The sequence below is a fragment of the Paenibacillus sp. FSL E2-0190 genome (assembly GCF_037992965.1).
GTDB classification, from domain to species: domain Bacteria; phylum Bacillota; class Bacilli; order Paenibacillales; family Paenibacillaceae; genus Paenibacillus_AQ; species Paenibacillus_AQ odorifer.
In genome coordinates this window covers 3356672-3369504 of record NZ_CP150306.1, presented here as the reverse complement: position 1 = coordinate 3369504, position 12833 = coordinate 3356672, and the positions used below count along the sequence as shown (strand labels likewise).

The 12833-nt window shown below is 44.3% G+C and carries 9 protein-coding genes; 2 read left to right on the top strand and 7 right to left on the bottom strand.

Annotation, left to right across the window (positions count from 1 at the left end; all coding sequences use genetic code 11):
* Positions 1-55 precede the first annotated feature (55 nt).
* The 6 genes from NST25_RS14725 to NST25_RS14700 form a co-directional block, all read right to left on the bottom strand.
* Positions 56-919 (bottom strand): carbohydrate ABC transporter permease, encoded by an 864-nt coding sequence (locus tag NST25_RS14725; protein ID WP_076125649.1) that lies wholly within the window; start codon positions 917-919, stop codon positions 56-58.
* Between the two features lie 18 nt (positions 920-937).
* On the bottom strand, positions 938-1831 hold the full coding sequence (locus tag NST25_RS14720) for an ABC transporter permease subunit (RefSeq protein ID WP_076190487.1): 894 nt from the start codon (positions 1829-1831) through the stop codon (positions 938-940).
* A gap of 179 nt (positions 1832-2010) precedes the next feature.
* On the bottom strand, positions 2011-4371 hold the full coding sequence (locus tag NST25_RS14715) for a glycoside hydrolase family 95 protein (RefSeq protein ID WP_340394304.1): 2361 nt from the start codon (positions 4369-4371) through the stop codon (positions 2011-2013).
* Positions 4372-4541: 170 nt separating this feature from the next.
* Positions 4542-6356: a hypothetical protein gene (locus NST25_RS14710; RefSeq protein WP_340394303.1), complete on the bottom strand. Its 1815-nt coding sequence runs from the start codon at positions 6354-6356 to the stop codon at positions 4542-4544.
* Positions 6357-6645: 289 nt separating this feature from the next.
* A complete protein-coding gene (locus NST25_RS14705; protein WP_076184577.1) occupies positions 6646-7629 on the bottom strand; it encodes an aldo/keto reductase in 984 nt (327 codons plus the stop codon).
* 15 nt (positions 7630-7644) lie between these two features.
* Positions 7645-8235: an SDR family oxidoreductase gene (locus NST25_RS14700; RefSeq protein WP_340394302.1), complete on the bottom strand. Its 591-nt coding sequence runs from the start codon at positions 8233-8235 to the stop codon at positions 7645-7647.
* A gap of 156 nt (positions 8236-8391) precedes the next feature.
* Here NST25_RS14700 and NST25_RS14695 point away from each other — a divergent pair, with 156 nt between their 5' ends.
* Positions 8392-9300 (top strand): AraC family transcriptional regulator, encoded by a 909-nt coding sequence (locus tag NST25_RS14695; protein ID WP_076278454.1) that lies wholly within the window; start codon positions 8392-8394, stop codon positions 9298-9300.
* A 570-nt stretch (positions 9301-9870) separates the two neighbouring features.
* Here NST25_RS14695 and NST25_RS14690 read toward each other — a convergent pair.
* The gene (locus NST25_RS14690; RefSeq protein WP_340394301.1) at positions 9871-11367 is read right to left on the bottom strand and encodes a glycoside hydrolase family 43 protein; all 1497 of its coding nucleotides are present in this window, start codon (positions 11365-11367) and stop codon (positions 9871-9873) included.
* Positions 11368-11510: 143 nt separating this feature from the next.
* Here NST25_RS14690 and NST25_RS14685 point away from each other — a divergent pair, with 143 nt between their 5' ends.
* Positions 11511-12374, top strand: coding sequence for an AraC family transcriptional regulator (locus tag NST25_RS14685; protein WP_340394300.1), 864 nt, complete (start codon positions 11511-11513; stop codon positions 12372-12374).
* The last annotated feature ends 459 nt before the right edge of the window (positions 12375-12833 follow it).

Below are 12833 nucleotides of genomic sequence, written 5' to 3'. Positions count from 1 at the left end.
ATATTTTGATAAGCAGATGGCTGTTTCTTTTAAAGGATGATGCAAGCTGATTGATTTAAGACTTAATAGATCCGATTAACATCCCTTTGATAAAATACTTTTGCAGAAACGGATACACGATAATAATCGGTATGACGGAGACGACAATAACTGCCATTTGCACACCTGCCGGAGATACTTCATTTACGTTTTCTAATAAGCTGCCCGCTTGCCCAAGGTCGTTACTCAGTACGATTTCCCGAAGCCGCAGCTGAAGTGGATAAAGCGCTCGTGTATTGATAAAATACAACGCCGATGAATAAGAATTCCAATGGGATACCGCGTAAAACAAGCCCATAGTTGCCATAACTGGTTTGGACAAAGGAAGGATGACGCTCCACATCGTGCGCAGCTCTCCCGCTCCATCCATTCGCGCGCTGTCTATCAGCTCAGTAGGCAGGGCTGAGAAAAAAGAACGCATGATGAACAGGTTATATGCACTGATGGCCGATGGGATGATTAATACCCATAAAGAGTCGATCAAGTGCAAGTTTTTGATGACCATATAGTTCGGTATGAGCGGAGCGTGAAATATCATCGTAATTAGGATTAAAATCAGAACTCCTTTGCGCATCGAATATTCGGATCTGGATAAAGGATAGGCCAGTGATGCAGTTAAAATCAGATTAATAAGCGTTCCGACAACTGTAATAAATATACTTACCATGAAAGCTCTCCAGATGGAGGTATCCCCAAGAATAACTTGATAATTCATAAGCGTCCAATCTACAGGGAATAGCTTAACCTCGCCTGCATTAATGGCATGAGTGCTGCTAAATGATTTGGCGAGCACATGCAGCAGAGGGAAGACCATCAAGCACCCGACCAGCATCAGAAATATATAGTTGAAAACGTCAAATAGGCGACCTTTATTTTTCATTTACTCTTCGACTCCTTTCTAGTAAAGTCCATCCCCTGATGCTTTTTTACTAAGCGTATTCCCGATCATGACTAGCAACAGTCCGACGACCGATTTAAAGAGGCCTATAGCTGTTGTATAGCTGTATTGCTGATCAATAAGACCCACTCGGTATATATAAGTATCGAGAATATCTCCATTGGTCTCATTAAGCGAATTGATAAATACAAACACTCGCTCAAAGCCAAAATCAAGGAAGTTACCGATATGAAGCAGGAACATAATCATGATAGTAGGCAAGATCGTCGGGATCGTTATAGATAAGGTTTGTTTCCAACGATTTGCTCCGTCAATCCGAGCCGCTTCGTACAGCTCAGGATTCACAGCAGCGAGTGCGGCTAAATAAACAATAGTTCCCCATCCACTGTCTTTCCATATGCCTGTTCCAACCAGGATGGTACGAATATACGAGTCCTCGCCCAGAAAATAAACGGAGTCGAGCCCAAAAGTATTTAAGATCTGGTTCACGATACCTGTCGTTGGGGACAAAATGCCAATCATAATCCCCCCAATAATGACCCATGAGAGAAAATGGGGCAAATAAACGACGGTCTGCAAAATCCGTTTATAGAAAGCTTTTCTCACTTCATTAAGAAGGAGGGCGAATATTATGGGAACCGGAAACGCAAAGACCATATCATATAGGCCGATCAGGATAGTATTTTCAAGAATTCTCAAAAACTCTGGATAGGTGAACATCCGCCGGAACTGATCAAGGCCAACCCACGGACTGCCTGTAAAACCTTTGAATATGTTGTAGTTTTGAAAGGCCATGATGGAACCCGCCAAGGGTAAGTATTTAAATACGATAAAAAAAATAATGCCTGGAAGTGAAATGAGATATAGCGCCTTATATTTGCGCAAATTGGTCATTCGTCTTTGGAATGGGGAAAGATCTGGCCTGCTCGCTGGCAATGCGGCTGGCACTTGTTGTGGCATAATTATCGCTCCTTTGGTTGCAGTTTGGATTTTGTTGTATGGCTAATGTTAATCCAATATCCAGGTCTTCAAAATGGAGATTTTTCGGCTTGCCTGTGTTTTATTACGATTGACTATTGTGCACGAATCTTGCGGGACTTCCCTGCAACTGAAGAAAAAGTATATTCAAATCCCTGACCATCGCTAATAAGAGATTGTTCTGGCAGATCGAGCGGAACGGCAGACCAAATTCGATATTCAGCGGTAACCGTAGAGTGAATCGTCGCTTCATCCAGCTTTCCTTGGCTCCAAGAAAGATCAACGGTAAAACCACCTCTTGCTCTCATCCCCCTTATGCTGCCTGAAGACCACTCCTTAGGAAGGGCAGGTAATAGTCGAAGTTCTGCTCGGTGGGATTGCAGCAGCATTTCTGCTACCCCTGCTGCTCCACCAAAATTGCCGTCTATTTGAAAGGGTGGATGGCAGTCTAAAAGATTCGAATACGTGGAGGAGGCTAACAGTTTAATTAAATGCTCATAGGCTTCCGCACCCATACCGAGACGGGCATAAAAGTTGACGATCCATGCCCTGCTCCAGCCGGTATGACCTCCACCTCCGTCAAGGCGGCGTTCAAGCGTTCGCCGGGCTGCTGCGGCAAGCTCAGGGGTGTGCCTCATGTCAATCTGTTCCCCCGGATGTAATGCGAACAACTGAGAAATATGCCGGTGACCTGCGTCTTGCTCTTCGTAGTCAAACAGCCATTCCTTAATCTGTCCATGACTGCCCACACTCGGCTGTGGAATGTGTTCAAGCGTCTCATGTAGTTCAGAGAGAAACATTGTATCTTCTTCTCCAATAATTAATGCCGCTTCCGAACAGGCGGATAGCAATGTATATGCGATTTGCAAATCCATGGATGGTCCCATACAGAGGCTGCCGCTGCTTCCGTCCGAAAGAAGGAAGCGGTTTTCCGGGGAGACTGAAGGCCCAGTAATTCGTAAGCCACCTTCCTCTACCATGTAATCAAGCAGAAAAATCGCTGCTTCCTTCATCAGTGGATAGGCCCTTTCCTTGAGAAAAGAAAGATTCAGTCCAAACCGGTAGTGTTCCCACAAATGAAGGCATAACCAAGCAGCACCCATTGGCCAGACCGTGCAGGTAATTAGGATGCCTTCTGGTCGGGTTTCCGCCCATAAGTTAGTGTTATGATGAGCAACAAAACCGCGACAGCCATACATTTCTTTTGCCGTTTCTTGACCGTTCAACTGCATCCGTTCGATCAAATCAAACAGCGGTTCATGGCATTCAGCCATATTTAGGACTTCGGCAGGCCAGTAATTCATCTGGAGGTTAATATTAATTGTATATTTTGATTCCCATGGCGGGGTAAAGCTATCATTCCATATGCCTTGCAGATTAGCAGGCAACGTACCTGGTCGAGAACTGGAAAGCAGTAAGTAGCGCCCATACTGTACATATAGTGCAACTAGTCCCGGATCACCAGACTCATTGGGATTGCTTCTTTCATCTTTTGCTTGCTGTAACCGCTGTAATCGCTTATCGGTAGGAAGCTCAGCGTACAGGTCTCCACCCCTAGTTAAATCGATTGAAAATCGAGCAAACCGGGACTTGTATTCCTCCTTATGCTGCTTTATTAGAGTTGCAAAAGACTGAGCCGTAGCTTGATCCAATTGCTCTAGACAGGCTTTTTCAGGTTGATCTACACGGAAGGTACTCTGCGCTGCCAGCATAAGGGTGACGGAGTCTGCCCCCTCAATAGAGATGTAATCCCCGATGAGCCTCTGGCGGCCCCCTTGTTGAACTGCCCTTAGTGCTGTGCAAAAGCGAACGCCATCCGCTCCGCATTCCCCATTCATTAAAACTGTGTTTGCAGGACCAGTGCTACAGCCGGTATCGAACGGACGACGCATAAGATTCGCAGCCAACGTGATCTTGCCAAGTCTGTCAGCTGTCAATCGGACTAGCAATACACCGTCCGGTTCACTTATAAAATATTGCCTGTAATAGCGAACCCCGCCACAACGGTACGATACCGTAACGACCGCTTGCTCCAAGTCGAGCTCCCGCTCGTATTTTTCTATAACCTCACTGGAATCCAGAAACTTTAAAATCAAATCTCCAAGTGGCTGGTACGGCTGCTCATATTTTGGTGAAGCAGTCATAGCCATTCGTGCCAAATGTTCTGCCTCCGCCTGCCTGCCGTCTTTCAGCATTTGCCGAATCTCTGTTAAATATGGCTGAGCTGCAGGATTAGCTGCACGTCCAGGGCCGCCGTACCAAATTGAATCTTCGTTAAGCTGGATTTTATCTTGGCCGATCATACCGGACACCATTGCCCCGAGGCGCCCATTTCCTATGGGAAGAGCCTCATTCCAATTTGACGCCGGGTTTGTATACCATAATCGAAGACGTTCTGATTCCTGCTTGGTTGCCGGTAATGCCACCTCTTGTTTCGCTCGTCTTCTTTCACTCAACTCTTGTTCACCTGGCCTTTCCTATTTTCAGGTCATATCATTCGTCAGTAACTCTACTTCCTATGCTACTCTTGATCCTGATGTCTCTCCATGGCATAGATTGTTAGGGGTTGTGTTTTTTTATGATCCAAACTAAAAAGGATGCGGAAAATTCCGCACCCTACTGTAAATTATTTTTTTATAATACTGAGCGCATTTCGACCTAAACGTTCCATCAGCTGCTGCTTGTAGAGACTATTAATGACGACATGTTGACCGCAACTGCACCAATATCCATCTTCACGGGGCCGGGAATCATAATCGTTAGGAAGCAGTCCGGGTATCTTGCTACCAACATGGCCAATGGCGTAGTTTTGAGCGGTTGGTGGCCGCTGTAAAGTGAGCTCTCCTTGTGTATTCCAAGTCACATAATTCGCACCTGCCCAGCCATGTCCGCTGCCTAACCACGCCCTATCCCGAATAGAGATGGGAGCTTTGATATTATCGAACAGGCCTCCGACTGACCAGCGATGATGAGGTTCACTGGTGTTATAATTTTTAACAGCTTCTCCATCCAGAAATACATTCGGCCCCGGTACCCAGCTATCGACGGTGAACGCATGCCGCGCCGTCTCTGTATAAATACGTTGAGCGAGATTTAGCTGGCCCATCTGATGTATGACATAACGGCGACCCCCAGTAACCACACTGATCATATCGTACATTTGACAGTCCTGAACCGTAACCCATTTGGAATAACGCTTCATTTGAACGAGAGAATAGGACAGATGGTAACCTCTCACCTCTCGAACCCAGCCATTCTTCACACTGTTGAACACGACGAAACGTTCAGCATGTTTTTCGTCCGCATAATAAGGATCTGTTGTATCGTTATCCATCTTAATATCTATAATGCTTGGGTCAAAATCGGACTCTACCCTCATTTTCTCTACCCCCACCTGCTGAATGCGGGCATGGTCTGTATATTTATAGATCTCTCCGCCGCCCCACTGACGTTCGATAGCATTCGCCAATGGGGCATCGACCGTAATCGTATTACCTACAATAGCAGTGATGACTCGGTCAAAATCCAGATTGAACGGTGACCATTGGGTTACGGTTCCACCCGGGCGCTTATAGATGTTATCCATACCAATTTCGTGAATCCAGTTTTTATTACCTATTCTGCGGACTATGATCTGATCGCCTACATTGTAAGCACCCCCGTCTTCTACATGGAAAGAACGCGAGCCTGAGGGCACATACAAATCTGAAATCATCTGCTTCGAGTTGCTGTCCAGCATAAGATCTGCATTTTCACCAATTTCAATTAGATTTCGCAGTTTCGCTCCGGTACCATAGAGAATAGTGCCCTCTTTGTCCTGACCTTCACCGCGAAGGACGATCCCGCTTGCTTTAATGAACAACGTGCCTCCGACTTCATATCTGCCTTTTTTCAAAAGGACTGCCCCGCGGAATCCGTTCTTATCGAGCGGGAGCATAGCCAACTGGTCAATTGCCACCTGAATACGGTCCGTCGCGTCTCCGTCCAAGGGTAGAACGGTCGACTTAACGGGAATATTCGGGATCTCAACACCACCACCCCTATAACCCGCATTAGAAAAGTCCAAGATCCGATTACCTCGATAATCACCGATATACATCATCATTCCATCGTTACCAAGGAAAGCGATTGTGCTCTGTCCCGCGGGGATGCTCTTTGGATCCAGCACGGTAAAATAATATGAGTCATACTGAGGAGCTTTTCCGTCCTGCTTGAGGGTCATTCGCAGTTCATAAGTACCCAGTAGATCAGCCGTGCCTAACGGTGTCCATTCCATTAACGAGTCTTTAACCATAGGAGTCTCAGGCAACTCAGTCACCAGTTTCGTTCTATCAAAAATCAATTCACCGGCAACCCTTCCGTTAACACACGGTGTGAAGGAAACCGTCGGGTACACCTGACTTGGATTGAGGATGGCTGGTTGGCCAATTTCAGTATTCATGTGCGTATGCTTCAATGTGGAATTAATAATAAAGAGTTCATCTCCTTTTCTATATTCACTCTCACATATCGGATACATATTACCTTGGCTTAAGAAGAATTAACATGTCATTTTTATCGATTGGAATGTGTTTTCTTATTCACCTATTTATGCAAACCCTTGCACCCGCATGGTGCTGAGCAACGATTAAGCCAAACTAAAGACAAGTTTCTAAAGGCACTAAATGGTAGATGAAAGTTTAGCTTAGGTAAAAAAAAGGCGCGATCCCCAAGGGTATCACGCTTTTTATCTAGCTTAGATTTCCTATAACTGGGTGTGGCACATAAGGCTCTTCCAGACTCGCTATTTCACTTGGCTCCAGCTTCACTGATACCGCTGCAACGGCGTCCTCCAGATGATTTGCTTTGGTTGCACCAATGATAGGCGATGTTACTTGCTCTTTTTGCAGAACCCAAGCAAGCGCTACTTGGGCACGTGGAATCCCGCGCTTTGCCGCAATTTCGGCAACTACCTCAACAACCTTGCGGTCAGCCTCAGCCATTTTTGCATAAAATGCCTTTCCGACTTCGTCTATCTCTGAACGAGCTGTTTGTTCATTCCAATCACGGGTTAGTCGACCTTTAGCAAGCGGACTCCATGGGATCACACCGATTCCTTCTTCCCGGCAAAGAGGCAACATTTCCCGTTCTTCTTCCCTGTAGAGTAGATTCAAGTAATTTTGCATAGAGACAAATTTAGTCCAACCGTTACGCTCAGCAACATGCTGTGCCTGCAAGAACTGCCAAGCATACATAGAGGACGCTCCAATATATCTAACTTTACCTGCCTTTACTACGTCATGAAGGGCCTCCATGGTCTCTTCGATAGGAGTGTCATTATCCCAACGATGGATCTGGTATAGGTCCACATAATCTGTGCCCAGCCGTTTTAGACTGTTGTCTATTTCGGTCATAATCGCTTTGCGTGAAAGTCCTGCTCCATTTGGTCCCTGATGCATCCGGAAAAACACCTTTGTAGCAATGACTACCTCATCGCGGCGAGCGAATTCTTTTAAGGCACGTCCGACAATTTCTTCGCTTGTTCCGTCAGAGTATACATTAGCCGTATCAAAGAAGTTGATGCCAAGCTCCAGTGCTCTTTTAATAAAGGGTCTGCTCTGCTCCTCATTTAGCGACCACGGAGCCATTCCACGTTCAGGTACTCCGTAACTCATACAACCAAGACAAATTCTAGATACATCCAAACCAGTACGACCAAGTTTTGTATATTCCATTAGTTTGTGTCTCCTTTAGATTTTGGGTTTGTTTACTCCTAAACTGCGGCGAATTTCCATATCTGGTGACTCGGCCAATTTAACAACTAATGCAGCCACACTTTTTCGCGACACTTCTCTCCCTTTAAAAGGTTCACCTTTCTGAGTTGTTTCGTAGTCTATCTCGTCTTTATAGGTAAACCATCCAGGTCTCAGAATTGTATAGTTAAGATTTGAAGATTCAATAATTTCTGCAGATTTACGATATGGATCCAATATACTGCTGTACTTCTCTCCTGGAACTTCATCGTAAATGCCCATTGAGCTGATAAAAATCAAACGTTTAAGACCAGTGGTGTTCATTGCTTCAACGATAGCCTTAGACATTTTCTCCAAATTACCTGCCAGATTAGCATAAACAACATCTTGCCCGATCATCGCTTCTTTTAATTGCTCACTATCCAACACATCTCCTTCAACTACTCGAGCACGGCTGGATGTTATATGGCTTAATCTGTCCGAGTTACGGAGATAAAGTGTTAAGCGGGCATCGGTTTCGTTCAAAAACAAATCAATCGCATGTCGTGCAATTCCGCCATTAGCGCCTATGATCAAAACATTGCTCAATTTCAAAACCCCTTTCTTAGTTCTAATTATGCGATAAATGAAGTGAACGCCGTTATCTCAATTATCTTAAATGATTGCCTATTCCTCTCACTATCACTAACACAAAAGATGTTTTTACTTTATAATTGAATAAGAACAAAACATTAGGAGGAGCACATGTCTAAAGAATTACTAGAGCGGAAAGAAGAACTCGCCAGATTGATTGAACATCATTCGAGCCAGGATGGAGTATATGAGACCGCTATCCCCTCATTGTTTGTGATTCGTAACTCCAATGTGACCGAGCCAGTATACAGAGTATACAAACCTTCTTTATGTTTCATTGCGCAGGGAACAAAGGAGATCTTATTGGCCAAGGAGCGTTTTGAGTATGGTCCCGCAAATTATCTAATATCATCAATGAATTTACCCGTTATCGGTCAGATTATAAAAGCTTCTCCCAACGCACCCTATTTAAGCTTTAAGCTAGAATTCACGCAGAGTCAGATTTTGAAAGTACTAAATGATTCCGAATTTAAACTCGCTCCGAAAGAAAATGCTAAGCGAGCTATGTATGTCGGGCAGATAGAGTTATCACTATTGGATGCGATCCTGAGATTGGTACGTTTGCTGGATGATCCCAAGGACATTCCGTTTTTGGCTCCGATTTATACTGATGAAATTCTATACCGGCTTCTGCAGGGACCCTATGGAGTTACACTCGCTCAAATTGCGATGGAAGGTAGCAGCACCTACCGCATTCGGGAGGCCATCGAACAGATTATCGAGAACTGTGATAAACCTTTGCGGATTGAAGAGCTTGCTGAAACAGCCAATATGAGTATTTCTTCGTTCCATAGACACTTCAAAGAGGTAACTGCCATGAGTCCTATTCAGTTTCAAAAGCATCTGCGCTTACAGGAAGCTCGCCGCCTTTTATTATCTGAATCAGCGGATGCAGCGGATGTCGCGTTCCGTGTTGGCTATGAAAGTGCATCACAATTCAGCCGCGAATATTCTCGGATGTTTGGTTCACCCCCTAGAGCAGACATCAAGCGTTTGAAGGAAGATATGCTCATTGGATAAAAGCGAACGTGTTCTTCATTCACAATATGGAACTATCAGCTTAACACCAACTTGTATGGGTAACCTTTGCGCACACGCTGATTCTATCGGGCTGGTCCTATCAGGTTTATCCTATCAGGCTTATCCTATCAGGCTTATCCTATCTGCTGATCACTATCGGACCCAGGGGACCTTAAACGCAGTATTATCTCACATTTGGGATGCTAAAGGACCGCATAGCCGCTATTGGCTCAAAAAACACTCAATATGAATCTATTTCGAAGTAATAGCTGCATTGGGGTCCGAAACTATGCTTAAAAAGTGATAAATACGCAAATAACGTCCTCTGAGTCCTTAAGCCTAAGAGGTTGATAAATACAAGCTGAGGGAGACAACCAACGACGACAAAAAAACAACGATATCCAAACAACAACAACAACCAAAAAACAACATCAACAACAACCAATAAACAACTAAATCCAACAACCAAAAACCACAAAGCAGCGATTCATCCATACTTGGAGAATCGCTGCTTTGTATTTTTCACAAGCTAACACTGCTTTTTCTGACGATCACGTAGCCGACCGCCTTTTATTTCTTTTGATAGCTAAACCAATCATAATAAGCAGTTGTTCCATAAGGAGAGTAGTTATACATGCCGAAGAATACTCCAGTAAATCCGCCTGCGACTTCAGTAGATATCAAGTGTGTCTCGGCTTCGCCAAGCAGATGCCATATTTGATCCACACCTCGATAGTAAAATATATATTTTTCAGGTAATACCTGGATTCTCAATTCTACCCCTGTTCCTTCGAAAGCCGAAGAATATGCCACATCACTAATGCTCCCTACCTGTCTGCGCAGCGTAATAACATTTTCACCTTCCATCTGCGTTAGTCCAATTGCGTAGTGATACTTCTGATCCATAAAAACTACAAGACCAGCTTCGTCACCCTCAAGAGGGCTAAATTCCATTTTGGTGGTAATTTCACAATTCAAATGCCGCTGTCTACAGCCAATAAAAGCAGGCGTACCCTTCTCATTTAATCTCACATCTGATCCACGTAAAGCTAGCCACCCTCCCCGTTCCTGCAATGACCAATCCACCTTATTAGCATTACGTATGAAATTCCAGCTCATTCTTAGGTCAGATTGATCAAAATCGTCGGTTTCAGGCTCTTCTTCCCACGGCATTGGTGAAGGCAGGTCAGCTTCCATTTCTAAACCAACCACTCCGTTATCACCAATCATTGGCCACCCCTCCTCCGTCCACTGAACAGGAGCCAAATATGTCTCTCTGCCAAGATGATGACGGTAAGGATAACCTACTGGTCGAATCCCCAGAAATACCGCCCACCAGCTACCATCCTGTGCTTCAACTAAATCGGCATGCCCTGTAGCTTGAATGGGGTAATCTGAACTTCGATGTGTCAAAATGGGATTGTGAGGAGACGATTCATAAGGCCCATATGGCGATCTACTTCTTGCAATAGTCTCCATATGTCCATATTCTGTCCCACCTTCCGCACACATCAAATAGTAGTAATCGTTTATTTTGTAAAGATGTGGACCCTCAGGGAATTTCCCTCCGCTGCCAGTCCAGATCAAGCGTGTATCGCTAAGCTTTTGACCCGTTTCAATATCAATCTCACATTGGTAGATCCCCATCCCTTGCTCGGAGCCTGTGCTTGTGAAATAAACCTTTCCATCGTCAAAAAACAAGGAGGGATCAATGCCTTCCTGCTCCACATAAAGTGGATTCGACCATTCGCCTGCCGGGTCATCCGCCCAAACGTAGAAATGACCTCCGCTATCCTGATTTGTCGTAACCATATAAAAACGACCGTTATAATAACGAAGAGTCGGCGCCCAAACACCTCCGGACACCACGGATTCATCAAATTGAAGCTGATTCTCACGAGTCAAACAGTACCCAAGCTGCTTCCAATGCACCAAATCCTTGCTGTGCCAAATGGGTATTCCCGGGGAATAGGCAAATGAACTGTTTACCAGATAATAATCCTCGTCTACTCTGCAAATGCTTGGATCTGGATAAAACCCCGGGATAATCGGATTGTTATATTTCATGTAGTATTCTCCTTCTCTATCTTAATCACTGAAACCTATGTCAAGGATTATACTGCTTCAACTGGATAGAAAGCCTTGATTATTCGGTCCTAAAATAGCATGATATAGACATTCATCTGGACAAGCTTTTGGAGGGTAACGAGTTGAGTGAATTTTATTTAAAATGGTTTACATCTGATCGTCAATTTCCATTTTTTATTCAATACGGCTATCACGACGAAGACACCGATCTACATAGACATGCGGACTTTTCAGAGCTCGTAATTGTATTGAGTGGCACAGCTACACATATTGTTAATACTGAGGAGTCTTTTATCAAAAAGGGAAATGTGTTTGTAATTAATGGTTCGACCCCGCATGCTTTTAAAGATCCTCAGGATTTCAAGATCTGCAATGTTATGTTTCAGCCTGAATTGCTATCGACGGCCGGAGCGGATTTGCGGACATCCAACGGCTTTCAAGCCTTATTTGTGTTGGAACCCCTGTATCGTCATAAACATTCCTACACAAGCAAACTCAGCTTGCCGATTCCTAACCTGGAGTATGTCTCTTTTCTCATTGCGGGTATGATTGAAGAATATCACAACAAGCTACAGGGTTATCAGACCATGCTGGGCTCCAAGTTTATAGAACTGGTCGTCTATTTGTCCAGACATTATGACCCACAGGAAAAAGGGATTCAGGGGAACCATCTGATGCATTTGGCGAATGCACTCTCATTTATGGAAGATCGTTATCTTGAGCCGTTAACACTGGATCAGATCGCCAAACATTCGGACATATCAGTCAGACACTTAAACCGGATCTTTCGCTCCTACTATCAGACAACCCCGATCGCTTATCTTCATCGTTTACGTCTGGAACGGGCTTGCGGGTTATTAAAGCATTCTAATCTCAGTATCACCCAAATCTCACATGAATGCGGGTTTAGTGATAGTAATTATTTTACTCGCCAATTCACTAAAATCTATGGGATGTCACCCAAGGTCTATAGGAACAAGCTTTGAGTGTAAAAAAAGAACACCAGGCAGCGATTCTCCTATTATTGGAAAATTACTCCCTGGTGTTTTTGAATTAATACGCATTACCTGATCAGATTATGGGCAAGTGAATATAAACAGACTAATGGTCGCTAATCGCTTATAGCAAACCTTGAACTTGAGGCGATCGGAATTTACTCTCCGCATTCATGTAGCTCTACGTTTTAATGGAATCTGGAAAATAACTGCATTCTATACACTTATTCCGTACGCAGAAAGAACCTTCATACTTTAACTGCACTTTATACAACTAAAAACAACCAAACCTACCTAATGGGTAGAAAATCAAGGAAATAGATGTACGAAGTACACTTATATCCCCGAGCTGAGTGATTTGAAGGAATATAGCTGTACAAAATACAGTTAAACGTTGGTAAACAACGCTGACTTCGGCTCTACGGGATTATCCTCCCCCATTGATTTTTT

Coding starts and splice junctions, on each gene's coding strand:
- NST25_RS14725 (WP_076125649.1), bottom strand. CDS start 919: ATGAAAAATAAAGGTCGCCTATTTGACGTTTTCAACTATATATTTCTG.
- NST25_RS14720 (WP_076190487.1), bottom strand. CDS start 1,831: ATGACCAATTTGCGCAAATATAAGGCGCTATATCTCATTTCACTTCCA.
- NST25_RS14710 (WP_340394303.1), bottom strand. CDS start 6,356: ATGAATACTGAAATTGGCCAACCAGCCATCCTCAATCCAAGTCAGGTG.
- NST25_RS14705 (WP_076184577.1), bottom strand. CDS start 7,629: ATGGAATATACAAAACTTGGTCGTACTGGTTTGGATGTATCTAGAATT.
- NST25_RS14695 (WP_076278454.1), top strand. CDS start 8,392: ATGTCTAAAGAATTACTAGAGCGGAAAGAAGAACTCGCCAGATTGATT.
- NST25_RS14690 (WP_340394301.1), bottom strand. CDS start 11,367: ATGAAATATAACAATCCGATTATCCCGGGGTTTTATCCAGATCCAAGC.